At 22.7% G+C, this 26,649-nt stretch carries 27 protein-coding genes and 1 tRNA gene; 17 read left to right on the top strand and 11 right to left on the bottom strand.

Features of this window, described 5'->3' with window-relative positions:
• Positions 1-2 precede the first annotated feature (2 nt).
• The 5 genes from H0H38_RS01040 to gcvH all read right to left on the bottom strand — a co-directional run bounded on the left by H0H38_RS01040 (position 3) and on the right by gcvH (position 6,091).
• Complete coding sequence (locus H0H38_RS01040; protein WP_185872923.1) at positions 3-890, bottom strand: cbb3-type cytochrome c oxidase N-terminal domain-containing protein; 888 nt, start codon at positions 888-890, stop codon at positions 3-5.
• Between the two features lie 204 nt (positions 891-1,094).
• Positions 1,095-3,287 (bottom strand): cytochrome-c oxidase, cbb3-type subunit I, encoded by a 2,193-nt coding sequence (gene ccoN, locus H0H38_RS01035; RefSeq protein WP_185872922.1) that lies wholly within the window; start codon positions 3,285-3,287, stop codon positions 1,095-1,097.
• A gap of 9 nt (positions 3,288-3,296) precedes the next feature.
• Positions 3,297-3,437: a cbb3-type cytochrome oxidase assembly protein CcoS gene (ccoS, locus tag H0H38_RS01030; RefSeq protein WP_238785433.1), complete on the bottom strand. Its 141-nt coding sequence runs from the start codon at positions 3,435-3,437 to the stop codon at positions 3,297-3,299.
• A gap of 22 nt (positions 3,438-3,459) precedes the next feature.
• Positions 3,460-5,694 (bottom strand): heavy metal translocating P-type ATPase, encoded by a 2,235-nt coding sequence (locus H0H38_RS01025; RefSeq protein WP_185872920.1) that lies wholly within the window; start codon positions 5,692-5,694, stop codon positions 3,460-3,462.
• A 4-nt stretch (positions 5,695-5,698) separates the two neighbouring features.
• A complete protein-coding gene (gene gcvH, locus H0H38_RS01020; protein WP_185872919.1) occupies positions 5,699-6,091 on the bottom strand; it encodes a glycine cleavage system protein GcvH in 393 nt (130 codons plus the stop codon).
• Between the two features lie 137 nt (positions 6,092-6,228).
• Between gcvH and H0H38_RS01015 the strand changes: the two genes are divergently transcribed.
• The 7 genes from H0H38_RS01015 to trpA are packed head-to-tail and all read left to right on the top strand — an operon-like array spanning position 6,229 to position 12,683.
• On the top strand, positions 6,229-7,701 hold the full coding sequence (locus tag H0H38_RS01015) for an anthranilate synthase component I family protein (protein WP_185872918.1): 1,473 nt from the start codon (positions 6,229-6,231) through the stop codon (positions 7,699-7,701).
• 9 nt (positions 7,702-7,710) lie between these two features.
• Positions 7,711-8,316 carry an anthranilate synthase component II gene (locus tag H0H38_RS01010; protein WP_185872917.1) on the top strand — a complete coding sequence of 202 codons (606 nt, stop codon included), beginning with the start codon at positions 7,711-7,713 and terminating at the stop codon, positions 8,314-8,316.
• On the top strand, positions 8,297-9,298 hold the full coding sequence (trpD, locus tag H0H38_RS01005; RefSeq protein ID WP_317168655.1) for an anthranilate phosphoribosyltransferase: 1,002 nt from the start codon (positions 8,297-8,299) through the stop codon (positions 9,296-9,298). The genes H0H38_RS01010 and trpD overlap by 20 nt, the downstream gene beginning before the upstream one ends.
• Positions 9,295-10,110: an indole-3-glycerol phosphate synthase TrpC gene (locus tag H0H38_RS01000; RefSeq protein WP_185872916.1), complete on the top strand. Its 816-nt coding sequence runs from the start codon at positions 9,295-9,297 to the stop codon at positions 10,108-10,110. The genes trpD and H0H38_RS01000 overlap by 4 nt, the downstream gene beginning before the upstream one ends.
• Positions 10,104-10,727: a phosphoribosylanthranilate isomerase gene (trpF, locus tag H0H38_RS00995; protein ID WP_185872915.1), complete on the top strand. Its 624-nt coding sequence runs from the start codon at positions 10,104-10,106 to the stop codon at positions 10,725-10,727. Before H0H38_RS01000 ends, trpF begins: the two co-directional genes overlap by 7 nt.
• Positions 10,727-11,932: a tryptophan synthase subunit beta gene (gene trpB, locus H0H38_RS00990; RefSeq protein ID WP_185872914.1), complete on the top strand. Its 1,206-nt coding sequence runs from the start codon at positions 10,727-10,729 to the stop codon at positions 11,930-11,932. Before trpF ends, trpB begins: the two co-directional genes overlap by 1 nt.
• Positions 11,916-12,683, top strand: a complete 768-nt coding sequence (trpA, locus tag H0H38_RS00985) for a tryptophan synthase subunit alpha (RefSeq protein WP_185872913.1) — start codon at positions 11,916-11,918, stop codon at positions 12,681-12,683. The genes trpB and trpA overlap by 17 nt, the downstream gene beginning before the upstream one ends.
• 16 nt (positions 12,684-12,699) lie before the next feature.
• Here the strand turns inward: trpA and H0H38_RS00980 are convergent, their stop codons facing one another.
• The 3 genes from H0H38_RS00980 to H0H38_RS00970 all read right to left on the bottom strand — a co-directional run bounded on the left by H0H38_RS00980 (position 12,700) and on the right by H0H38_RS00970 (position 15,385).
• The gene (locus tag H0H38_RS00980) at positions 12,700-13,368 is read right to left on the bottom strand and encodes a YggS family pyridoxal phosphate-dependent enzyme (RefSeq protein ID WP_185872912.1); all 669 of its coding nucleotides are present in this window, start codon (positions 13,366-13,368) and stop codon (positions 12,700-12,702) included.
• Between the two features lie 141 nt (positions 13,369-13,509).
• On the bottom strand, positions 13,510-14,868 hold the full coding sequence (gene tilS / locus H0H38_RS00975) for a tRNA lysidine(34) synthetase TilS (RefSeq protein ID WP_185872911.1): 1,359 nt from the start codon (positions 14,866-14,868) through the stop codon (positions 13,510-13,512).
• Positions 14,852-15,385: a shikimate kinase gene (locus tag H0H38_RS00970; protein ID WP_185872910.1), complete on the bottom strand. Its 534-nt coding sequence runs from the start codon at positions 15,383-15,385 to the stop codon at positions 14,852-14,854. The genes tilS and H0H38_RS00970 overlap by 17 nt, the downstream gene beginning before the upstream one ends.
• Positions 15,386-15,419: 34 nt before the next feature.
• Here H0H38_RS00970 and H0H38_RS00965 point away from each other — a divergent pair.
• Positions 15,420-15,492: transfer RNA gene (locus H0H38_RS00965), tRNA-Lys, on the top strand.
• 3 nt (positions 15,493-15,495) lie between these two features.
• Here the strand turns inward: H0H38_RS00965 and H0H38_RS00960 are convergent.
• A complete protein-coding gene (locus H0H38_RS00960; RefSeq protein ID WP_185872909.1) occupies positions 15,496-16,278 on the bottom strand; it encodes an exodeoxyribonuclease III in 783 nt (260 codons plus the stop codon).
• A 201-nt stretch (positions 16,279-16,479) separates the two neighbouring features.
• On the opposite strand from H0H38_RS00960, the gene hisG reads away from it, so the two are divergent.
• Genes hisG through hisIE form a run of 8 tightly spaced genes read left to right on the top strand, consistent with a single transcriptional unit; the run spans position 16,480 to position 23,684 of the window.
• Positions 16,480-17,337, top strand: coding sequence for an ATP phosphoribosyltransferase (hisG, locus tag H0H38_RS00955; RefSeq protein ID WP_185872997.1), 858 nt, complete (start codon positions 16,480-16,482; stop codon positions 17,335-17,337).
• Positions 17,338-17,350: 13 nt separating this feature from the next.
• Complete coding sequence (gene hisD / locus H0H38_RS00950; RefSeq protein ID WP_238785421.1) at positions 17,351-18,682, top strand: histidinol dehydrogenase; 1,332 nt, start codon at positions 17,351-17,353, stop codon at positions 18,680-18,682.
• A gap of 16 nt (positions 18,683-18,698) precedes the next feature.
• Positions 18,699-19,775: a histidinol-phosphate transaminase gene (gene hisC, locus H0H38_RS00945; protein WP_185872908.1), complete on the top strand. Its 1,077-nt coding sequence runs from the start codon at positions 18,699-18,701 to the stop codon at positions 19,773-19,775.
• Position 19,776: 1 nt separating this feature from the next.
• Complete coding sequence (gene hisB, locus H0H38_RS00940) at positions 19,777-20,943, top strand: imidazoleglycerol-phosphate dehydratase HisB (protein ID WP_185872995.1); 1,167 nt, start codon at positions 19,777-19,779, stop codon at positions 20,941-20,943.
• 15 nt (positions 20,944-20,958) lie between these two features.
• A complete protein-coding gene (gene hisH, locus H0H38_RS00935; protein WP_185872907.1) occupies positions 20,959-21,552 on the top strand; it encodes an imidazole glycerol phosphate synthase subunit HisH in 594 nt (197 codons plus the stop codon).
• Between the two features lie 22 nt (positions 21,553-21,574).
• The gene (gene hisA / locus H0H38_RS00930) at positions 21,575-22,309 is read left to right on the top strand and encodes a 1-(5-phosphoribosyl)-5-[(5-phosphoribosylamino)methylideneamino]imidazole-4-carboxamide isomerase (RefSeq protein ID WP_185872906.1); all 735 of its coding nucleotides are present in this window, start codon (positions 21,575-21,577) and stop codon (positions 22,307-22,309) included.
• Positions 22,299-23,054: an imidazole glycerol phosphate synthase subunit HisF gene (gene hisF / locus H0H38_RS00925; protein WP_185872994.1), complete on the top strand. Its 756-nt coding sequence runs from the start codon at positions 22,299-22,301 to the stop codon at positions 23,052-23,054. The genes hisA and hisF overlap by 11 nt, the downstream gene beginning before the upstream one ends.
• Before the next feature lie 15 nt (positions 23,055-23,069).
• Positions 23,070-23,684 carry a bifunctional phosphoribosyl-AMP cyclohydrolase/phosphoribosyl-ATP diphosphatase HisIE gene (hisIE, locus tag H0H38_RS00920; protein ID WP_185872905.1) on the top strand — a complete coding sequence of 205 codons (615 nt, stop codon included), beginning with the start codon at positions 23,070-23,072 and terminating at the stop codon, positions 23,682-23,684.
• 4 nt (positions 23,685-23,688) lie between these two features.
• Here hisIE and H0H38_RS00915 read toward each other — a convergent pair whose 3' ends face one another.
• Positions 23,689-24,567: a bifunctional 5,10-methylenetetrahydrofolate dehydrogenase/5,10-methenyltetrahydrofolate cyclohydrolase gene (locus tag H0H38_RS00915; RefSeq protein ID WP_185872904.1), complete on the bottom strand. Its 879-nt coding sequence runs from the start codon at positions 24,565-24,567 to the stop codon at positions 23,689-23,691.
• Entirely contained in the window at positions 24,564-25,337 is a 774-nt protein-coding gene (gene rsmA, locus H0H38_RS00910) for a 16S rRNA (adenine(1518)-N(6)/adenine(1519)-N(6))-dimethyltransferase RsmA (RefSeq protein WP_185872903.1), read from the bottom strand. Before rsmA ends, H0H38_RS00915 begins: the two co-directional genes overlap by 4 nt.
• 27 nt (positions 25,338-25,364) lie before the next feature.
• Between rsmA and serS the strand changes: the two genes are divergently transcribed.
• Positions 25,365-26,645 carry a serine--tRNA ligase gene (gene serS / locus H0H38_RS00905; protein WP_185872902.1) on the top strand — a complete coding sequence of 427 codons (1,281 nt, stop codon included), beginning with the start codon at positions 25,365-25,367 and terminating at the stop codon, positions 26,643-26,645.
• Positions 26,646-26,649 lie beyond the last annotated feature (4 nt).

Below are 26,649 nucleotides of genomic sequence, written 5' to 3'. Positions count from 1 at the left end.
TTTTAAACACGATTCCAATTAATAATTTTTTTACCTTCTGGAGATTTTCCACTATTACGACTACTAATATTATTTTTATTTGTATTTATAAAATATACATAACTAGATATTTTTTGAATATCATTACCTTTTAATTCTCCAGTTTTTCCAAATGCTCTCATAGTAGGATTATTTTGACTCCCATTCCATACAATAGAAAATATATTTTTGAAAAGGTCTTTTTCTATTATATTTATCCAATAATCATCTGTTAAATTTGGACCAATATTTCCACTACCATCATTATTATGACAAGTAGCACAATTTTCTTGAAAAAGAGCTTTTCCACTATTAATTAAATTATTATTAAATGCAGCATTTTTAATAGTTATTTGTGGCATATTTTTTTCAAATATTTCGATGTCTTTTAATTGCTGTTTATGTGCTATTTTATATTCTTTGTATGGATTAGAAAAATCAGTAAATAAATCAGCACACAAATAAATTACAGAAATTACAATTGTTACAATAAATAGATGAACCCACCATATTGGTAATTTATTATCCAATTCTATAATATCATCAAATCCATGATTAATTTTTTTTACATTTTCAATCTTTGTTGGATAAATAAAAAATTTATATAATCTATAAAAGTAATTTCCTTCATTTTCATCAAGTATATTTTGTTTTTCTCTTTCAGTTAATGATTTTAATTGTTTTCTATAAATTAATTCATTGATAAAATCTAATACAAATAATAATATAATTATAACAAAAAAAAATAGTATAGATATTGGATGATATATTAAAGTTCTATTTTCTATTCCTAGAATAATATAAAATATAAAAATAATAATTGATAAAATAATAGGAATAATAATAAAAAAAGGGACTTTCGTTCTTCTCATATACATTGAAATTTATTATAATAAATTTATTCTAAAGGCAAAGATTTTATTTTTTCATAATATTTTTTAGATTTGAAACAGGTAAAAAACAAAATAAAAAAAAAACATATCAAAAATATAATTAACATAATGGATTGAAATATGCCAATATATTTTTCAGAAAAAATAATTTTTTTATAAAATGTTATCATTATTTATTCATAATTATTTATTTATTTTAATATCAATACCTAATCTTTGAAGATAAGATATAATAGCAATGACTTCTCTTTGTTCTAAAGGAATAAATTTATTTTTATATATTTTTTTTTGAATGTCCATTTCCATTTTTAATTTTGGATTTTCCTTATAAATATCAAAAACAATTTTGTTTGCTTGTATATCCATATTGTGATTAAAATTTTTTATACTATCTGAAGTATACGGTACTCCAAGTTTAATCATTGCTTGAAGTTTTTTCTTTGTATTCGACCTATTTAATTTATTATATACTAGCCAAGGATATCTTGGCATAATAGAACCAGGTGAAGTAGACCGAGGATTATTTAGATGATTAAAATGCCACGAATTTGGATTTTTACCTCCTTCTCTAGCTAAATCTGGACCTGTACGTTTAGATCCCCAAAGAAAAGGATGATCATAAATAAATTCTCCAGCTTTTGAATATTCTCCATAACGAACTACTTCATCTCTAAATGGTCGAACTTGAGCACTATGACAAGAATTACAACCTTCTCTTACGAATAAATCTCTACCTTCTAATTCTAAAGCTGTATAAGGCTTGATATTGTTAATAGTAGGAATATTTGATTTTATAACTAAAGATGGAATAATTTCTATTATTCCTCCTATAGCAACTGCTATAAAAGAAATAATAGTAAATTGTATAGGTTGTGTTTCCAATTTTCCATGAAATGTTTCATTATAATTTACTTTATATGAATCAATTACTTGAAAAGATTCATTGTTGATAAATTTTCCTTTTTGAATAGTTTTATATATATTATATAACATCATAATAAAACCTAAAATATAAATTACTCCACCTATCAATCTTGCTTTATAAAAAGGTAAAATATATAATACAGTATCTAAAAATTTTTTATATGTTAACGTTCCATCAGGATTAAATGATTTCCACATATTAGCTTGCAAAATAGATCCCAAATAAAGAGGAAAAATGTATAATATTAATCCTATTAATCCAAATATAAAATGTAAATTTATTAATTTCTTGGAATACAATTGATTACTACCCCATAATTGTTTCGTTAACCAATAAATCATTCCAAAAGCCATAAATCCATTCCATCCTAATGTTCCTAAATGAACATGAGCAATTATCCAATCTGTAAAATGCGCAATAGAATTTAATGTTTTAGTAGCTAACATTGGACCTTCAAAAGTCGCCATTCCATAACATACAATGCCTACCAAAAAAAATTTTAAAATAGGATCTTTTTTAACTTTAGCCCAATCTCCTTTTAAAGTCAATAATCCATTTAACATTCCTCCCCAAGAAGGTGCAATTAACATAATAGAAAAAATAGTTCCTAACATTTGTGCCCAATTTGGTAATGAAGTATACATAAGATGATGTGGTCCTGCCCATATATATATAAATATTAAAGACCAAAAATGTATAATAGATAATTTATAAGAAAAAACAGGTTGATTAGACGCTTTAGGAACAAAATAATACATTAATCCTAATATTGGAGTAGTTAATATAAATGCTACAGCATTGTGCCCATACCACCACTGCATTAATGCATCTTGAACTCCTGCATATATAGAATAACTTTTAAAAGATAATAATTCAATAGGTAATTCAAGATTATTAAAAACATGTAACATAGCAACAGCTACCCAAGTTCCTAAAAAAAACCATATACTAACATATAAATGTTTAATTTTTCTATTAAAAATAGTACCAATCATATTAATACCATACACCAACCAAATAATAAAAATTAATATATCGATTGGCCATTCATGTTCAGAATATTCTTTACTAGTATTAATTCCTAATAAAAAAGTTACCCAAGATGACAAAATAAAAATTTGCCATCCAAAAAAATGTATCCAACTCAGATAATCGCTATAAATTCTAGTTTTTAATAATCTTTGTATCGAATAATAAGATCCAGTAAAAATAACATTACCAATAAAAGCAAATATAGCTGTTGTAGTATGTAGCATTCTCCAACGGCCAAAACCCATTACTCCTTGAGAATGTTGTAATTTATTCCCTAACAAAACTTCCGGAATTGTTGGCATAATTAATAATAAGGCAATAAATAATCCTGCTAATAACCCAATAAATCCCCAAAATATAGTAGCATATAAAAATGCTTTTACAATTATATTATTATAATAATATGTTTTAAATTTCATAATAATACTTTATTTGTTTTTATGTATTTTTCTATCATTTATTAATATTCTTATTCGTGGAGATTCACAATCGTCAAATTGTCCTGAATAAAGACTAATTAAAAATATTATAAGAAATAAAATACTAAATAAAATACTGGCAAATATCATGATAATTAAGATACCCATTTGATTATATAAATTTTTTTGAAATTATCCAAGTTGAAATTAAAGAAAATAATATAACTGAAAAAGAACTACAAGGCATTAAAATAGCTGATATAAAAGGAGTTAATTTTCCTGTTATTGCAAAAATAAATCCTAATAAATTATAAAATAAACTTATTAATAAATTACAACCGACCAATTTAACAGATATTTTTGATAATTGTAAAAATAGAGGAAGATATCTTAAATAATTAGATTTAATGAAAGCATCACAGTTAGGAAAAAAATTAGTAATTTTTTCTGATAAAGCTAAACCTATATCACTTTTTTTCAAAGCTGCAGAATCATTAATTCCATCTCCAATCATCATAACTATTTTTCCAATTTTTTGAGTATTAGTAATATATTTTAATTTATCTTCTGGAGTTTGATTAAAATAAATTTTAATTTTTTTTGGTAAAATAGATTGTAAATATTTTTTTTCTAATTGATTGTTATCACCAGATAATATAATAATATCATAATTTGTTAATTTTTTAAAAAGTTGTTTAATTCCTTGTCTATAATTATTTTTAATTACAAAATAACCAATTATATTACTATCTATAGAAATACATACAGTAGAACCTTGATGATTATTCATTGATAAATTTAAAAATTTTGGAGACCCAATTTTTACAAATATTTTGTTATTAATTAATCCTCTTATTCCCATTCCTATGATTTCTTTAAAATAAGAAACTGAATAATACTTTTTAATATTTTTTATAGATAATTCTGTTAATATCATTTGACTTAAAGGATGATGAGAATGGATAAGTAAAGAAGAAATAATGAGTTTGTCTTGAAATGATAATTTGTTTCCAATAAAAAAAATATTTTTTTTATTTAAATCTGTTATAGTTCCAGTTTTATCAAAAATCAAAGTATTAATTGTGGATAATTTTTCCATTATACAAATATCTTTTATATAAAAACCTTTTTTAGATAAAAAATTAATCATATTTCCAAATATAAATGGAGCAGAAAGAGATATTCCACAAGGACAAGCAACAATTAATACTGAAATAGTAGTTTGTAAAATTTTGGATGAATCTATACAAAACCAGTAAATTCCTGTCATAATGGAAATAAGTAAAATAAATGGAGTAAAATATTGTATTAATTTATTAGATATAGAATTTATATATAATAAATTATTAGATTTTACTTGTTTATTCCATAATAAACTTATATAACTTTGATCTATATGTTTTATAACTTTTACAAAAATAGAACTTCCTTTTTGTTTAGATCCGGCATAAATACGATCTCCTATTTTTTTTTTAATTATATATGATTCTCCTGTAATAAAACTATTATCTAAAAGAGCTATTCCTTTTACTAAAATCGAATCAGCTGGAATAATTTCTTCATTTCTAATAATAATTATATCTTTGATCTTTAACTCATAAAGTATAATTTTTTCTTCTTCTCCATGTTGATTAATTTTAGACACATATATTGGATAATATTGTTTATAATCTTTAAATAAGAAAATTTTTTTATGAGTATTAATTTGGATAATTTTACTAATTAATAAAAAAAAATAAAAACCAGCAAGACTATCAAAATATCCATATCCTATATCAAACAATATTTCATAAAAACTCCATAAAAACAATGTTAATATTCCAATACTAATAGGCAAATCTATATTGATTAAATGATTTTTTAATCCTAAAAAAGCGTATTTAATATGATCAAAAATAGATAATATAATTATAGGAATAGAAAGACAAAATATAACATAACGAAAAACATTTCTATTACATACAAACCATGCATCTTCTATACTTGCACCTAAATATTCTGGAATCGATAATAACATAATATTTCCAAAACAAAAAAAACTAATAGCTAGTTTCGCTATTAGTTGTCTATCAATTTTATGTTGATTATATTGTATTTTATTATTAATTTGAATATAAGGTGGATAACCAATGTTTTTTAGAAATCTAGCTAACTCACTGAGTTGGAATTTATCGTTATAAAATATTACACTTAATTGTTTACTTGTAAAAGTAACAGTTGATTTTAAAATATATTTATGAATATTAGATAAATTTTCCAAGTATAAAATACAAGATATACATTTAATAGAAGGAATAAAAAAACGAATTGCAGTAATATTTCCCTCTTTAAAATCAATAATTTGTTTTTTTATTTTTTCATCATCTAAATAATTAAAATCTTGATTATTGTTGTGATTATAATACATTTATTTACTTATTAATATATTGTTTATATTCTTCTAAAGACATTAATTTATTATATTCTTTTATATCCAATATTTTAATTTTAAGTATCCATCCCTTATTATAAGGATCTTTATTTACTAAATCAGGAGATAATAAGACATTATTATTAATATCAATAATTTTTCCAGATACTGGCATAAAAAGATCAGATACAGTTTTTACTGCTTCTATGGATCCAAAAATTTCTCCTGCTTTTATATTTTGATCTGAAATAATTTTTTTATCGATATCTAAATAAATTATATCTCCTAATTCTTTTTGTGCAAATAAACTTATACCAATATAAGCATATAATGATTCTTGTTCTATTAATTTAATCCATTCATGATTTTTGCTATATTTTATAATTTCTTTCATAAAAAAAATAGTTGTTGTTATAATCTATTATAAAATTATATGTTTAATTGAAAATAATGAATTATTGAATTATATAAAAAATCATTATATTGTTTTTTCTTCATTATATTTTTTATTACAGAATGATGTGAGTAATTATGTTTAAGTTTAACTTTGACACTATACAAAAAAGAATTTTTTATGATAGTACTACTCCTATAGAATTATATCTTAAATTAAGAGATATTTTTCCGAAAACTTCATTATTAGAAATCACTGAACAACCGAATATAGTATCGTCTATTTTTTGTATTAATCCAATTTCTGAATTTATTTTAGAAGATAATATAGTCAGAATATTATATCCCAATGGAGTTAATAAACAGATTTTTTTAAAAAAAACATTAGATTTACCTATTTTAATTGATGAATTTTTTAACACATTTCATCAAAATTCATTTCACGATTACAATAAAAATTCATCTTCATATTTTTCAAATTTTATACTATCACATAATTATTCTGGATTTTATGGTTATATATCTTATGATAGTATTCAATATTTTGAAAATATAAAATTTAAGCAAAAAATTACTAATAATTATTATGATTTACCAAAAGCAAGATTTACTTTTTATGGAAATTTGATTATTTTTTATTCATTTTATAATGAAATGTTTTTGATAGAACATGAATTTACAAATTTAAAGAAAACATCAAATGATCAATTGATCAAAATTTTGAATAAAAAAATTGTTTCACATTTTACGTTTAAAACTGCAGCAGAATCTTGTACATCTAATGTAACTGATCAAGAATACCAAGATATGGTATCTCAAGGAATAAAATCTTGTTTACGTGGAGATGTTTTTCAAATTGTATTATCTAGACAATTTCAACAACAATTTAAAGGAGATGAATTTAATGTATATAGAGCGATTCGATTTATTAATCCATCTCCATATTCATTTTATTTTGATTATGGCAATTATAAAGTATTTGGAACTTCTCCAGAAACACAATTAATTATTGATGAAAGATATGCCTATATTTATCCTATAGCTGGAACTATTAAAAGATTAAAAAATGATAGTCAAAATAATAAATTAAAAATAGAATTATTAAATGATCCTAAAGAAAATTCAGAACATATAATGTTAGTAGATTTAGCCAGAAATGATTTAAGTAAACATTCTTATAATGTAAAAGTAGATCAATTTAAAAAAATACAAGAATTTTCACATGTATTTCATATTATATCCAAAGTCTCTGGAAAATTAGAGAAACATATTTCTATAATCAAAATCCTTGGAGATACTTTTCCAGCTGGAACTCTGTCTGGAGCCCCCAAATATAAAGCTATGGAACTTATTGATCAAATAGAAAATCAAAATAGAGGAATATATGGTGGAGCAATTGGATTTTTTGGATTAAATAATTCATATCTAAATACAGCTATAATAATACGTTCTTTTATAAGTAAAAATAATGTATTATTTTTTCAAGCTGGTGCTGGTATTGTTTCAGATTCAGTAGAACAAAAAGAATTAGAAGAAGTTAAAAATAAATTAATGGCTTTATTTCAAGCAATTAAATTAGCTACATATATAAATAATTATAGAAAATACTAATTATAGATAATGTATAAAAATAAAAAAATATTAATATTGGATAATTATGATTCTTTTACATATAATTTAGTTTATATTATCAAAAAATTAACAACAGAACCTATATATGTATTTAGAAATAATGAAATAAAATTATCAGAAATAAATTCATATTACAAAATTATTCTTTCTCCAGGTCCAGGTATTCCCGATGAAGCTAATATTTTAAAACCATTAATAAAAAAATATGCTTCAACTAAAAGCATTTTAGGAATTTGTTTAGGCCAACAGGCTATTGGAGAAGTATTTGGAGCAACTTTAATTAATACTAAAAAAGTTTATCATGGAATATCTAGTAATATTACTATAATAGATAGTAAAGAAATTTTGTTTCAAAATATACCAAAAACTATTAGGGTTGGTAGATATCATTCTTGGATTATTTCTGAAAAAGAATTTCCTCAAGAATTAAAAATTACAGCTATTGGAAATAAAGGAGAAATTATGGCTTTACGTCATAAATTATATGATGTACGTGGAGTGCAATTTCATCCAGAATCTATTTTAACTCCAGATGGAGAACAAATAATAAAAAATTGGTTGACTATCAATAATAATGAAGATAATAATGCATGAATTACTTAAATCTTTCTTTTTAGAATCAAAAAATTTGACTAAACAAGAAGCAAAAAAAATATTTTTGGCATTATCAAATGGTCAAATTAATCCAATACAAGCTATTTCTATAGCAATTATGTATAATTGCAGGAAACCAACTTTAGAAGAACTTAATGGATTTATAGAGGCATTAATGGATTTGTGTCTAAAAATTAATTTAAATGAGTTTAATGCAGTTGATATAGTAGGAACTGGTGGAGATGGAAAAAATACTTTTAATATATCTACATTGACTTCTTTTATCGTTGCAGCATCTGGAGAAAAAGTAATTAAACATGGCAATTTTGGTTTTTCTTCTAAACATGGATCCTCTAATATTTTAAAAACTTTAGGATATCAGTTTACTAATAATGAAAATACATTAAAAAAACAACTAGAATTAACTGGATTTTGTTATTTACATGCACCAATATTTCATCCAATATTAAAAGTTGTTTCTTATGTAAGAAAACAATTTGGATTTAGAACTTTATTTAATATTTTATCTCCTTTATTAAATCCAGGAAATCCAAAAAATCAATTGTTAGGAGTTAGTGATTTAGAATCAGCAAGACTATATGCATATTTGTATCAAGATAAAAATATAAATTTTTCAATAATTCATAGTTTAGATGGTTATGATGAAATAACATTAACTAGCGATATTAAATGTTATACTTCTAAAGAAGAACGTATTTATACTTTAGAAGAATTAGGTATCAATAAAATTAATCCGATTGAATTAACAGGAGGCAAAAATTCTGAAGAAAATAAAAAAATTTTTTTAAAAATTTTATCTGGGGAAGGTACTATTGCACAAACTAAAGTTGTGTTATGGAATGCATCATTTGCATTGAGTTTAATAAATTCAGATAGTATACAAAATAATTATGAAAGAGCTAAACAAACATTAGAAAGTGGAAAAGCTAATACAATTCTTAAAAAATTTCTAAATATATGAACATTTTAGACCAAATTCTTTTTAAGAAAAAACAAGAAATATATAAAAAACAATCTTGTTGTTCTATTAATATACTAGAAAAAGGATTGTTTTTTAAAAAAAAATTAATTTCTTTATACGATAAAATAGAAAATAGTGCCACTGGAATTATTTCAGAATTTAAAAGAGGGTCACCATCATTAGGAATAATAAATAAAAAGGCAAAGTTAGAAAAAATTGTACAAGATTATGAAAAATCTGGATCTATTGCTATTTCTATATTGACAGATTATAATTTTTATGGTAAAACTCAAGATTTAATAACATCTAGAAAATTAGTGAACGTACCATTATTAAGAAAAGATTTTATTATTGATGAATATCAAATTATAGAATCGAAATATATAGGGGCCGATGTAATATTATTAATTGCAAATATTCTTTCTAAAACAGAAATTAAAAATTTTTTATCCTTAACCAAGGATATTGGATTAGAAACAATAATAGAAATTTTTGATGAGATTGATATAGAAAAATTTATAGATTTAGATTATGATATTATTGGTATTAATAAACGAAATTTAAAAACATTTGAAATAAATAGTTATGATAAAATGATTCAATTATCTAAGAAATTACCAAAAAAATGTTCTTTTATAGCAGAAAGTGGAATAAATAATACAAATGATATTTTAAAATTAAAAAATCAAGGATTTAAAGGATTTTTGATAGGGACTAGTTTTATGAAAACAAAAAATCCAGGACTTAGTTGTAAAAATTTGATTACAAAATTAGAAATTGAATTGCAAAAAAATAAATATAAAAAATGTTAAAAATAAAAGTATGTGGATTAAAATATAATATTTTAGAAATTTCTAAATTGGAGATTGATTTTATGGGTTTTATTTTTTATCCTAGATCTCCAAGATTTATAGGATATAATTTGAATTTGTTTTTACCACAAATAAATAAACTTAAAGTTGGTGTTTTTGTAAATGAAAATGAACAAACAATTTTAAACAAAAGTAAAGAACATAAATTAGATATTATTCAATTACATGGGGATGAAAGTCCAATATTGTGTGAAAAACTTGCAAAAAATAATATGACTTTAATCAAAGTATTTCATATCAATAATTCTTTTAGTTTTAAAAAAACTAAAGATTATGTATCATTATGTAATTATTTTTTATTTGATACAAAAACGAAATATTATGGAGGTAGTGGCAAAAAATTTGTTTGGAATAAATTATATGATTATGATTTATGTACATATTTTTTTTTAAGTGGAGGTATTATAATGCAAGATATAATGCAAATTACAAATATTTTTCATTCACATCCAAAAATGTTTGGAATTGATATTAATAGTGGATTTGAAGAATTTCCAGGTCAAAAAAATTGTGCATTAATCAAACATTTTGTTAAAAAAATAAAAAAATATAAATAATGAATTTTTTTGCTGATAAATATGGATATTATAATGATTTTGGAGGATCTTATGTCCCTGAAATGCTTTATAATAATTTAGATAAATTAACAAATTATTACAATAAGACTATTAAGACAAAAAAATTTCAAAAATTATTTGACAATATACTGACTAATTATGTAGGTAGACCAACTCCATTATTTTTCTGTAAAACATATTCTAAGAAATATAATTCTAAAATATATTTAAAAAGAGAAGATTTAAATCATACTGGATCCCATAAAATCAATAATACTATAGGACAAGCTTTATTAGCTAAAGAAATGGGTAAAAAACAAATTATAGCTGAAACAGGAGCTGGTCAACATGGAGTAGCTACTGCAACCACTTGTTCTTTTATGAATTTAGAATGCATCATTTTTATGGGCGCAAAAGATATTCATCGTCAATCTAGTAATGTATTAAAAATGAAAGCATTAGGAGCTAAAATAGTGCCAGTATATAGCGGAGATCAAACTTTAAAAGATGCAGTCAACGAAACTATTCGATATTGGATAAATCATCCAGAAAGTTATTATTTAATAGGCTCTACAGTAGGTCCTCATCCATATCCTCAAATGGTAGCAGATTTTCAATCTATTATTAGTAAAGAAATTAAAATACAATTAAAATCACAAGAAGGACATAATATAATACCCAATTATGTCATTGCTTGTATAGGTGGAGGGAGTAATTCTGCAGGTGCTTTTTATCATTTTTTGGATAATAAATTAATTACTCTTATTGGAGTAGAAGCGGCAGGTATGGGTATAAATACTAATAAAAATGCAGCATCTATTAATTTAGGGACTAAAGGAGTTTTACATGGTAGTATGACTTTAGTTTTACAAGATAAAGAAGGGCAAGTGCTACCAGCGTATTCTATATCTGCTGGATTAGATTATCCTGGAGTAGGGCCAATGCATGCTAATCTTTTTTTTAAAAAGAGAGTGAATTTTTTGCATGCTACGGATACAGAAGCTTTATTAGCTGGATGTGAATTAATGAAATTGGAAGGAATTATTCCTGCATTAGAAAGTGCTCATGCTTTAGCTATTTTGAAAAAAATTACATTAAACATGAACGATATTGTGATTATTAACTTATCTGGAAGAGGTGATAAAGATATACACATTTACGAAAAATTTATAAAAAATAAAACGTATTATGAATCTATTAAATAAATTGTTTAATAATAAAAACAATAATATATTATGTATATATTTTACAGCAGGATATCCAACAATTGAAAGTGTAGAAAAAATATTACTAACATTACAACAAGTAAAGGTAGATGTAATTGAAATTGGAATTCCATATTCTGATCCTATAGCAGATGGATTAATAATTCAAAAAAGTAATCAAATAGCATTACAAAATGGAATGAATATTTCATTGTTATTTTCAATAATAAATAAAATAAAAAAATATATCAATGTTCCTATTATCATCATGGGATATTATAATCAATTTTATAAATATGGAGAAGATTTATTTTTACAAAATTGTAAATTTTATGGAATATCTGGATTAATTATCCCTGATTTACCAGTGAATGTTTTTTTGAAAAAATATAAAAATTTATTTAAACGATATTCTGTATCTATGATTTTTTTGATTACGTCAGAAACTAATAATAAAAGACTTATAATATTAAATCAATTAACTGATAGTTTTTTATATATAGTGGGGTCTAATTCTATAACAGGGAAGAAAATAACTATATCACAACAACAAATAAATTTTTTCAAACGAATAAAAAAAATTTTAAAAAATACACCAAAATTAATTGGATTTGGAATTCAAAATAAAAACGAATTTAAATTAGCCTGTAAATATGCAAATGGAGGAATTATAGGTAGTTCTTTTATACAGGCTATAAATAAAGATAAATTAGAAATTAGTATTTCTGAATATATTAAATCTATAAGATAATAATTATATAATTATTTTATTTATCAAATATAGATGTTCCTAATCTAATCATATTACTCCCACACTTAATAGCTATTATATAATCTCTACTCATTCCCATAGAAAGCACTGAATGATTATATTTATATTTACATTTTTTATATATTTTTTTTAAAAAATTAAATTCATTTTGTATTTGATCATCGGTTCCATAATGACTTGACATACCCATTAATCCGATTATTTTTACATATTTCATTTTTTTATTATTATGATAGTCTAATATATGATAAATTTCTGTATCATTTAAAATTCCTGATTTAGTTTTATCATTACATATTTTAACTTGTAATAAACATTTTATTATTCTATTATGTTTTTTAGCCTCATTATTAATAATATGTAATTGTTTAAGTGTATAAACACTATGAATCATATAAATAAAAGGACTAATATACTTTAATTTATTAGTTTGTATTTTACCAATCATATGCCAACGTATATTTTTTGGTAATTGATTATATTTTAAAACCATTTCTTGAACATAATTTTCTCCAAAATCTCTATGTCCTATTTTATATAAAGTATTTATACAATCAATTGATCTATTTTTAGAGACTGCTACAATTTGTATGTTATTTGTAATAGACTGTTTGATAGAATAAAAAGAATATTTTATATTATTATTATTATTATTATTATTCATATAATTTATTTTATATATTAAACAATACACTCTAATGAAAATAGAATAAAATAGTGAATTAATAAGTATATTTATGATTATAATTTGATAATACAATAAAATGTATTTCTATTAAATAAATATAATACACATATACTTTACTTATAATATTATACCTAATATTTTTTGCGTTTTTAAAGTAATTTTAAATCTATTATCTAAACGATTTCCTACTAAAATAATATTGTTATTTCCATTAATTAATAACCATGTTTTTTCTTTGTCTAATAAAGACAGTTTATTATCCTTATAATACTTGCTTAATTTTTTTTTACCTGTCATATTTAAAGGATAAAATATATCGCCTTTTCTCCATGTTCTTAACTTTAATGGTAGTTCTATTTTATCAAAATCAATAAATAATATGTTGTTTGTTGTTATCATCTTTTCTATATTGATGATTTTTTCTCTATAAATATTAAATTGTATTTTAATAGGAAGTAATATATTGGATACATTGAAATTTGTAATTATATATATTTTATTTTTACATAAATTAAAATATTCATTTTCAATTAATATTAATTCTTTTCTATTTTTAATAATACGATATTGATTTGATATTAATTGTTTTCCAGTTTGAGCATAACATAATTGTTTTATATTTTTTATTGAAAATCCATATTGAAAAAATAATTTAAATAAATAAATAGAAGATAACTGTTGTACTTTATTGCAATTTATTTTCCAAATAAATGGATATTCTCTTTGTTCTGAAGTAATTTGTTTTTTTATTTTCAATATATTTTGTTCTATTAAATAATTTTCTTGATAAAGAAAATTAATACTTTTTTTAAATCCTTTATAAAAATAATAATATATTGATGGAGAAAAAGAAGATATTATGAATCGTATTTTATTTCTAAGATATTTTTGATCTTGATTGCTACTATCGTATCTAAAAATTATTTTATTTTTTTTTGCATAATTAAATATTTCCTCTTTAGTAAAAGAATAAAGAGGACGAATAATTTTTTTATTTTTTTTAGGAATACCCAATAATCCTTTGATTCCAGTTCCTCTTATTAAGTTTATAAAAAAAGTTTCTATAGAATCATTTAAATGATGTCCTAAAGCTAAATAATCATAATACTTTTCTTGAATTAATTTATCAAACCATTTATATCTTAATTTTCTAGCAGACATTTGAATAGATAATTTATTTTTTTTAGAATATTCTAAAATATTAAATTTTTTTATGTGACATAAAATATCTTTTTTATAACACAAATGTTTGATAAATTGTTCATCTTGATCAGATTCTGATTTTCTTAAAGAAAAATTACAATGAGCTATTTCTATAGATAAAGATAAAATATTAGAAATTTTAATAAATAAATGTAATAATACCATACTATCTAATCCTCCACTAACAGCGATACATATTTTATTTTTTTTTTTAATAGAAAATTCTTTTTTAAGAATATTTTTCACAAAGTGAATTTCATTTAAAATGGGCATTTTTATAAAGAATATTGTTTATTTTTTGAACTATTTCTAATTTCGATTTTCCATGTATATTAATTTTTGTTAATGATTGCTCATAAAAATGAATTCTTTTTGAAAAATGGTTATTTAAAAAATTCAATAATTCCTTTTTGTTTAAATTAGATATTAAAGGTCTATGTTTTTTATTTTTATATAATCTATCAAATAAAACAGAAATATTTTCTTTTAAATAAAAAGTTTTAGAATATTTATTTAATAAATCAATATTATTATAATAACATGGCGTTCCCCCCCCAACAGATAAAACATATTGTTTATTTTTATCCTTTAAAAATTTTTTTAGAATGATATGCTCCATTTTTCGAAAAAATTTTTCACCTTTTGTTTTAAAAATATTATCAATAGGAGATCCTATTTCTTTTATTAATAAGTCATCCAAATCATAAAAATTTAATTTGATTTTTTTAGATAACATGTTTCCAATAGTAGTTTTTCCGCATGCCATATATCCAATTAAAGTAATTTTCATGAAATAAAATTTAGTATATTTGCTCTGTTTTATTGACCTGATAGCTCAGCTGGTAGAGCATTACACTTTTAATGTAAGGGTCCTGGGTTCGAATCCCAGTCAGGTCATTATTATTTATTATAATCTAGTTCTAAGACCATTGGACAATGATCTGAAAATTTAACATATGGTAAAAAATAAGCATTGTTTATTCTTTTAATTAAAGAATAACTAATCATAATATAATCTATTCTCCATCCATGATTTTTTTGTCTTGCATTAAATCGATAATTCCACCAACTATAATGATTTCCTGTTTTTACAAAAATTCTAAAACTATCTAAAAATCCAAAATCTAATAATTTATTTATCCATTTCCTTTCTTGTGGTAAAAAGCCAGAAATATTGTGATGATGTTCTGGATCATAAATATCTATTTCTTTATGACATATATTGTAATCTCCACAAATAATAATATTTTCTAACCCCAATTGTTGTTTCACCTTTTTAATATATAATAAAAAATTACTCATAAAGTATAATTTAAAATTAAGTCTCTGTTTCAGATATGTCCCTGATGGAATGTAAATGTTAATTATAGAAATTTTGTCTTTTAAATCTATACGTATTACTCTGCCTTCTATATCTATAGCATTTATTCCTAATCCATAATTTACATTATATGGTTCTTGTTTTGATAATATTCCTACTCCACTATATCCTTTTTTCTTTGATGAAGAAAACCAATAATTAAAATAACCAAATTTCTTAAAAAGATTAGTATTAATTTGTTCTTTACAAGCTTTAATTTCTTGAAAACATACAATATCTGGATTAAATACGTTTATCCAATCAGATAATCCTTTATTTATTCCAGATCTAATTCCATTAATATTATAAGTAACAATTTTCATGTAATGAAATTAGTAAAAAATAAGTAAAATAAAAATATTCAAAATAGTTTTTTATATTTGTTATAATGTTGTGCATTGTAAATACATTTTATATACATTTGATTGAGAATCTAAACAATCATCACATCAATAAAGCTTACAAATAAAAGTAGTAAGCTTTTATTATTTTTTTCCTATATGTTGTATTGTATGAATGGATATATGGATAAACTTAAAATGGCTATTCAAAAATCAGGACGTCTTTATGAAGACTCAATTAAGCTTTTAAAAGATTGTAGTATTGAAATAAACATAGGAATAGATAAATTAAAAACCACTGCTCTCAATTTTCCATTAGAAATACTTTTTTTACGTGATGATGATATTCCTCAATATTTAGAAGATGGAGTTGCTGATATAGGTATTGTAGGAAAAAATGTATTATTAGAAAAAAGAAAAAAAATAAAAATTAAAGAAACTTTAGGATTTGGAAAATGTAGATTATCTATTGCTATACCTAAAACATTCAAATACAAAAATATAAAAAATTTATATGGTAAAAAAATTGCTACTAGTTATCCGTTTTTAGTTAAAAAATTTTTTGAAGAAAAATATATAGAAGCAGAAATTCATGAAATATCTGGTGCTGTAGAAATTGCTCCTGGTATAGGATTGGCCGATTGTATATGTGATTTAGTTAGTAGTGGCTCAACATTATTTATGAATGGATTAAAAGAAGTAGAAACTATCCTAGAATCAGAAGCTGTTTTAGCATCTAATCTTCATTTAGATAAAGATCAACTTATTATTATGAATAAATTGCTGTTTCGTATTAGAGCTGTAAAAAAAGCAAAAAATAATAAATATATACTGTTAAATGTGCCTAATGAAAGATTAAAAAAAATAATATCTTATTTACCTGGAATAACTAGTCCTGTAATTTTACCATTAGCAAATTCAAAATGTAGTTCAGTACATTCAGTAGTAAATGAAAATGATTTTTGGGGAATTGTGGAAAATTTAAAAACTATTGGAGCACAAGATATATTAGTCCTTCCTATTGAAAAAATTATATTATAAAATAATATGTATTATGGATATTATGGATATTATGGATATTATGGATATTATGGATATTAAAGTACACGTAAATCCACAACAATTGGATATATGTAAATTAATTATTAATAGATCTTTAAAAAATAATCTGATAATTAAACAAAAAGTTAATTCTATTATAAATCATGTAAAATGTGATGGCGATTTAGCAATTAAAAATTATTCAATTAAATACGATAAATGCAATCTAAAAAATATTGTAGTTTCAAAAGAAGAAATATTGAGAGCTAATTCTAAAATTTCAGATAAATTAAAAAAATCTATTGATATAGCATATAAAAATATTTATTTATTTCATACAAAACAATTGCATAAAGAGTGTGAAATACAAATTATATCAGGAGTCAAATGTTGGAGGAAATTGATTCCTATTGAAAAAATTGGGTTATATATTCCTGGAGGATCTGCTCCACTTTTTTCTACAGTATTAATGTTAGGAATACCAAGTAAAATTGCTGAATGTAAAGAGGTTATTTTGTGTAGTCCACCAAATCAATATGGTGAAATTGCACCATCTATTTTGTATACTGCTCAATATATTGGAATTAAAAAAATATATAAAGTTGGAGGAGCTCAAGCCATTGCTGCTATGGCAATAGGGACAAAAACTATTCCAAAAGTATATAAAATTTTTGGTCCTGGAAATGCTTATGTTACTGAAGCTAAACAAAATGTATTCCAAAATGGAATGGTTTCTATTGATATGCCAGCAGGTCCTTCTGAAGTTGCTATTTTAGCAGATGATACTGCAGTTCCTGATTATGTAGCGTCAGATATGATATCTCAAGCTGAACATGATCCAGAAAGTTATATTTTATTAGTTACTGTTAATAAATTAAATTGGGTTGATAAAGTAAAAAACGAATTGAATAAACAATTACAATCTATTGCTTCTAGATATAACATTATAAAACACTCTTTAAAACAGAGTAAAATCATTATTGTTTATTCTTTAGAACAAGGTATTAAAATAATCAATCAAGTGGCTCCAGAACATTTAATGATTTGCTGTAAAGATTATTTAAAATTATCAAAACAAATTAAAAATGCTGGATCTATATTTTTAGGAAATTATTCTCCTGTTAGTATTGGAGATTATATTAGTGGAACAAATCATGTTTTACCTACTGATGGATATGCTAAATCATATAGTGGTATATCAGTAAATAGTTTTATGAAAACTATTAGCTTTCAACAAATTTCTAAAAATGGATTAGAAACTCTTTCTTACGCTGCAAATATTATGGCTGTTGAAGAAGGAATGATTGCACATAAAAACTCTATTAATATTAGATTAAACAAATAAATATTATAATCTTATAATGAATAGTAATTTTGATATTAATAATTTAGTAATGGATAATATTAAACAATTATATCCATATTTATCTGCAAGAAAAGAATATAGGTTTAACCAAAAGGCTATTTTTTTAGATGCAAATGAAAATTCTTTTGGATCACCTTTATCATCTTTAAATTCATATCATCGTTATCCAGATCCATTACAAATAGAATTAAAACACAAAATAGCAGAAATAAAAAATATTTCTTATTCCAAAATATTTTTAGGTAATGGAAGTGATGAAATTATTGATATTATTTATCGTATTTTTTCTCAACCTATGAGAGATAATTCTATTATTTTTCCTCCTACATATGGTATGTATGAAGTAAGTGGAAAGATTCATGGAGTAGATGTTATTAAAGTTAGTTTAATAAAAGAAACATATCAATTGAATATTAAACAAATTATAAAAAATATTAATTCAAATAGTAAAATAATATTTATTTGTTCTCCAAATAATCCAACTGGAAATAATTTAAAAAAAGAAGATATAGAAACTATAATAGAAAAATTTAATGGTATTATCGTCTTAGATGAAGCATATATTGATTTTTCTAATCAAGAATCGTTCTATAAAAAAATTGATAAATATCCTAATTTGATTATTCTTCATACATTATCAAAATCATGGGGATTAGCTGGATTAAGAATTGGAATAGCAATTGCTTCTGAAGCTATTATACAATGGATGAATAAAATCAAAAGTCCGTATAATATTAATAAAATTTCACAACAACTAGCAATACAAGCACTTGAAAATAAAGATTTATTTTTTTATAATTTAAAAAAAATTATTTCAGAAAGAAACTACATGTCATTAGCATTACAAACAATTCCTATTGTTCACAAAGTTTATCCCAGTGATGCAAATTTTTTATTAGTTCAATTATCATGTTCTACAAATAAATTTTATAAATATTTATTAAAACATAATATTATAGTTAGAGATCGTTCACAAATTGCTTTATGTAATAATTGTTTAAGAATCACTATAGGTACTAATGAAGAAAATAAATATTTGATAAAACAAATGCAACAATATGAATACAAATAAAATGAAAAAAATATTGTTTATTGATAGAGATGGAACAATTCTTCAAGAACCATATATCAATTATCAAATTGATAATATAAAAAAAATGTTGTTTTATCCAAAAGTTATATTTTTTTTATCAAAAATAATATACAAATTTGATTATCAATTAGTTATGGTTTCTAATCAAGATGGATTAGGTACAGACAAATTTCCAGAAAAAAATTTTTTTATTATACAAAATCATTTATTAAAAATTTTAAAAACGGAAGGTATACAATTTTTTGCAATTCATATTGATAGAAGTTTTCCAGATGATAATGTAACAACAAGAAAACCTGGGGTTGGTATGTTACTTGATTATTTTAATAAAAAAATATATAATCTTTCTGAATCTTTTGTAATTGGAGATAGAATTACTGATGTGTTATTAGCTAAGAATTTAGGATGTAAAGCTATATGGATTAATCAATATAATAATTTTTCATATAAAAATATAATAAAATCACATATTAATTTAGATTCATTGAAAAATATTATATCATTAAAAACTGATAATTGGAAAGATATTTATGAATTTTTTTATCATAAAAATGAAAAAAATATTTATAAACAATTTCAATATACACGGACTACTTATGAAACTGATATTAAAATTAATATTAACTTATATGGAAATGGAAATGCTCAAATTCATACTAAATTAGGGTTTTTAAATCATCTATTAGAACAACTGTTTTTTCATAGTAATATGGATATTGAGTTATATGCACAAGGAGATATTAATGTAGATGAACATCATACTATAGAAGATATTGCTATTGCTTTAGGGGAAAGTATTAATCAACAACTTATAAATAAAAAAATAGGAATAGATCGTTATGGATTTTTTTCTATTCCTATGGATGATAGTATATCTACTGTAGTATTAGATTTAGGAGGAAGAAGTTATTTATGTTGGAACGTTAAATTTTTTAGAGAAAAAATTGGACAAATATCTACAGAAATGTTTTTTCATTTTTTTAACTCATTTGCTTATTCTGCTAAATGTAATATATATATTTTTTCTAAAGGAACGAATGAACATCATAAAATAGAATCTATTTTTAAGGCATTTGCAAAGGCCTTAAAAATGGCTCTAAATAGAAATAATTCTAGTATAATATCTAGTACGAAAGGGTTATTATAAATTTTAATTGTAAATATGAATAAAATAATTGTCATCAAATATCCAGTTGGAAATATTCAGTCTATTCTTTTTTCTTTAGAAAGAATAGGTGTACAAGCTATTGTAACTAATTCTAAAGAATATATTCAAAATTCAGCGAAAGTTATTCTTCCTGGAGTTGGAGAGGCTAGCTTTGCAATGAAATATTTAAAAAAAAATAAGTTAGATATTATTTTATCTCAACTAAAACAACCAGTTTTAGGAATATGTTTAGGCATGCAGTTACTTTGTAAAGAATCAGAAGAAAGTAAAACAAATTGTATAGGTATTTTTGATTTATCTATTAAAAAATTTTATTCTAAAAATAAAGAACAAAAAATTCCTCAAATAGGTTGGAATACTATTCAAGATTTGAAAAGTCCTTTATTTAAGGATATACCCAATGATAGTTACCAATACTTTGTACATAGTTATTATGCTCCTTTAGGAAAATATACTATTGCAAAAACAAATTATATTATAAATTACAGTTCTGCTATAAATAAAGATAATTTTTACGCAGTTCAATTTCATCCTGAAAAATCATCTTTTATTGGACAAAAAATATTAGAAAATTTTATCAAATTATAATAAAAAAAGTAACAGGAAAAATATGGAAATTATTGCAGCTATCGATATTATTGATGGACAATGTGTTCGTTTAATACAAGGCAATTATCAAAAAAAAACAATTTATAAAAAAAATCCATTAGATATGGCAATTTTCATAGAACAAAGTGGATTATCTAGATTACATTTAGTTGATTTAGATGGAGCAAAACAAAGAAAAATTATTAATTGGAAAATTTTAAATCAAATAGCACGATATACAAATTTAACTATTGATTTTGGTGGTGGAATTTATACAGAAGAAGATATCAAAATAGTTTTTGATAATGGAGCAGACATCGCGACAATTGGAAGTATGGCAGTAACAAATTCTTGTAGTTTTAATAATATAATTCATATTTATGGAGCAAATAAAATACTTCTTGGAGTAGATGTTAAAAATAATAAAATAGCTACTGATGGATGGACTAAACTTCATAATATTTCTTTATTTAAATTTTTAGAAGAAAAAGTTAAACAGGGAATAAATAAAATTTTTTGTACAGATATTTCAAAAGATGGGTTACTTTCTGGTCCTTCATTTTTATTATATAAAACTATTATTAAACAATTTCCAAATATAAAAGTTATTGCTAGTGGAGGAATAGAAAGTATTACTAATATTCATAAGTTACATGATTTAGGATGTCATGGAGTTATTATTGGAAAAGCAATATATGAAAATAAAATATTAATATCAGATTTAAAGACATTGAGTGAAAAATATTATGTTAGTTAAAAGAATTATACCGTGTTTAGATATTAAACATGGAAGAACTGTGAAAGGAATTAATTTTCAACATTTAATAGATGCCGGCAATCCAATTAATTTAGGAAAATGGTATGCAAATCAAGGAGCCGATGAGTTAGTTTTTTTGGATATTACAGCTACTAATGAAAAAAGAAAAACATTATCTAGTTTAGTTAAACAAATTGCAAAATATATTAATATTCCATTTACTGTAGGAGGTGGAATTAAATATGAACAAGATGTAGAATTATTATTAAATGCGGGAGCTGATAAAATTTCGATTAATACAGAAGCTTTTAAAAATCCAAATATATTAAATATTTTATCTAAACGATATGGAAAACAGTGTATAGTTTTAGCTATAGATGCGAAATATAAAAGTAATAATTGGTTCGTATATTTAAATGGAGGACGTATTCCTACAAATAAAAAAGTATTAGATTGGGCAATAGAAGGTGCCGAAAAAGGGGCAGGAGAAATATTATTAACTTCTATGAATCATGATGGGACAAAAAATGGATTTGCTTTAGATATCATTCAACAAATTTCTGACAATATTTCTATTCCTGTTATTGCTTCAGGTGGCGCTGGAAAATTATATGATTTTTATAAAGTTTTTAAAATTGGAAAAGCGGATGCAGCTTTAGCTGCTAGTATTTTTCACTATAAAGAAATTATGATTCCTGAATTAAAATATTATTTAAATTTTCATCAAATCCCTATTAGGAAATAACTAAAAAATAATAACATGTATTCTATATCAAAAAAAATTTTTCAAGATAATCAATTAATTCCAGTAATTGTTCAAGATAATAAAACAAATAAAGTTTTAATGCTTGGTTATATGAATTTAGATGCTTTTGAACAAAGTTTGAAGCTTAATAAAGTTACTTTTTATAGTAGGTCGAAAAAAAGATTATGGACAAAAGGTGAGATCAGTAAACATTACTTATTAATAAAAAATATATTAATTGATTGTGATCAAGATACTTTATTAATTAAAGCTATACCAACGGGACCAATTTGTCATACAGGAATGGATACTTGTTGGCAAGAAATTAATCAAACAAATTTTTTATTTCAATTGGAAAATATAATCTCTGATAGAAAAAATAAAAAAATTAAAAATTCTTATGTCGTTAAATTAATAGAAAAAGGAATTAATAGAATTGCTCAAAAATTAGGAGAAGAGGCAATTGAAATGATTATTGAATCTAAAAATAATAATAACATACATTTTTTAAATGAAGCTGCAGATGTATTATTTCATTATATTATTCTTTTATCTATTAAAGAATGTTCTATACATCAAGTTATAGATCTATTACAACATAGAAATACATACAAATCAATAAAAAATTGATTTTTCAATTAGAAGATAATCTTTTATAAGCTGCTTTAATAGTATTTTTGATAAGCATCATTATAGTCATTGGGCCAATTCCTCCAGGAACTGGTGTTATATAAGAAGCCTTTCCAAAAACACTATCAAAATCAATATCTCCCTTCAACATTGTTTTCATTTCTTTATTAATTTTATTGATTCCAACATCAATCAATATTGCTCCTTTTTTAATCATATTTCCAGTTAAAAATCCTGGAATTCCAACTGCCACAATAATAATATCTGCTTGTTTGGTGTAAACATATAAATTATTAGTATATGTATGAGTTAATGTAACTGTGCTATTACCAAGAAAATGTTTTCTACTCATTAGTATACTGATTGGTAATCCTACAATTCTACTTCTTCCAATTACAACTGTATGTTTCCCGGATATTTTAATTTTATATTTTTGTAATAATTTTATAATGCCATAAGCAGTTGCTGGAAAAAATGTATTCATATTTAATGCCATTTTTCCAAAATTTGCTGGGTGAAATCCATCTACATCTTTTTCTGGATTTATAGATAAAATTAAATTATCTACATTAATATGTGGTTCAATTGGTAATTGTATAATAAAACCATCTATTAATGGATGATTATTCATTTTATGTATTTCTTGCAAAATTGTTTTTTCTGAACTATGTTTTGGCAATTCAACCAAAGAACATGAAATTCCAATATTGTTGCATTCTTTAATTTTTCTATTTACATAAATTATGCTTTCTACATTATTTCCAGATAAAATAATTCCAAGATGCGGAAGACGTTTTTTTTTATGTTTGATTTTTTCTATTTCTTCACAAATTTCTTTTTTTATATCTAGTGCTATTTGTTTGCCATTTAATAATTCTGTCATATACCACCTATTGATAATTTTTTTATTAGTTGCATAAATTCATTGGCAGTAAGTTCTTCTGCTCTTTTGTTTATAAATGGAAGTTCTTTTAACTTCGCATTTTTTACAAAATGTTGTAAAGAATTTTTTAAAATTTTTCTTCTATGATTAAACGCTATTTTGACACATTTCAATAACAAATCTATATTATTATATTGTATATTCTTTGTTTTTAATGATATTACTGCTGATTTTACATTTGTAATTGGATAAAAAACTTGATTATTTACACTAAATAAATATTCTATTTTATAAAAAATTTGTATTAACACTGATAAACGTCCATAAGATTTATTACCACATTTAGAAATAATACGATCAACAAATTCTTTTTGAAACATTCCTATACATTCTGGTATATATTGATGATATTTTAATATGTGAAATAATATTTTAGAAGAAATTTTATATGGAAAATTACCAATTATTGCAAATTTTTTTAGCGAATATTCCTCTGGATTCCATTTTAAAAAATTTTTATTAATTATTTGATATTTAGATAATGAAAATTTTTTTTTTAAATAAAATATTAATTTATTATCTATTTCTATTAAAATTACATTAATTCCAGTTTGTTGTAGTAAAAAATGTGTTAAACTTCCTAATCCAGGACCTATTTCAACTACTGTATCATAATTTTTTAAAGATAACAAATTTACTATCTTTTTTGCAAGATTTTTATCTTGTAGAAAATATTGATCAAATTTTTTTTTGATAAAAAAATTACGCATTTTGCAAATATAAAATTATTTTAAAATATGCTTTCAGCATCTTTTATTAATAACAATCTAAAGAAAGTATTATTAGGATTAGATATAAGACAATTTAAAAAAATTTACTTAATAGATGAAATATTAATTTTATATAAACAAAAAAAAAAATTAGAAAATATTATTAATAATCTATTAACAAAAGAAAAAATATTATCTAATAAGATCAGAATAATTATACAAAAAAATGAACATATAACGCAATATGAAAAAAAACAAATTTTTTTTCTTAAAGAAGTTTCTATTAAATATAAAAAAAATAAAAATAATTTATTAATTGAATTACATAATGTTATTAAAAATTTAGAACAAAAATTAGATCAAATTCCTAATATACCTGATCAATCTGTAAAAAAAACAGAAGAAGAAATTATTATTAATAAAGAGATTATTTCATCACAAATAAAATGTAAAAATTTGTCTCATTGGGAATTATCTAAAAAATTTAATTTATTTGATTTATCTTTAGGATCCAAAATCAGTGGATCTAGTTTTTCGGTCTATATTGGTAAAGGTGCTAAATTGTATAGAAGTCTAATTCAGTATTTTTTAGATCAAAATATACTTGCATCATATGTTGAGTATAACCTTCCTTATATTGTTAATAAAAAATCTGTATATTCTACAGGACAATTACCAGATAAAGAAGGTCAAATGTATGTTATTGAAAAAGATAATTTTTATCTTATTCCTACAGGAGAAGTTCCACTTATCAATTGTTATAGAAATAATCTTTTTTCTTATAAAAATTTGCCTATTAAAAATACGACTCATACTGCTTGTTTTAGAAGAGAATCTGGATCTTATGGTTCTAAAGTTAGAGGTTTAAATAGATTACATCAGTTTGATAAAGTTGAAATAATTCAAATTACAACTTCTGAAAGATCATTTAATTCTTTGAAAGAAATGATTGAACATGTTAAAAAACTTATTCACTCTTTAGAGTTACCATTTAGAATGATTCGTTTAATAGGAAAAAATTTAGGATTTTCATCTTCTATTACTTATGATTTTGAAGTTTATTCAAGAGCACAAAATAAGTGGTTAGAAGTTAGTTCAATTTCTAATTGCAAAAATTTTCAATCTAATCGATTAAATCTTAGATATAGAAATGTACATGGTAAAATAGAATTTTGTCATACTCTTAATGGTAGTGCTCTTGCTTTACCCAGAATTATGGCAGCTTTATTAGAAAATAATCAAACATCCACTAAAATAAAAATTCCTAAAATATTAATTCCATATACTGGATTTAATAATATTGAATAAGATT

This window comes from Blattabacterium cuenoti, assembly GCF_014252355.1.
Taxonomy (GTDB): domain Bacteria; phylum Bacteroidota; class Bacteroidia; order Flavobacteriales; family Blattabacteriaceae; genus Blattabacterium; species Blattabacterium cuenoti_AD.
Note: the sequence above shows the minus strand (reverse complement) of the source record. Positions and strands in the feature narration are given on the sequence as shown.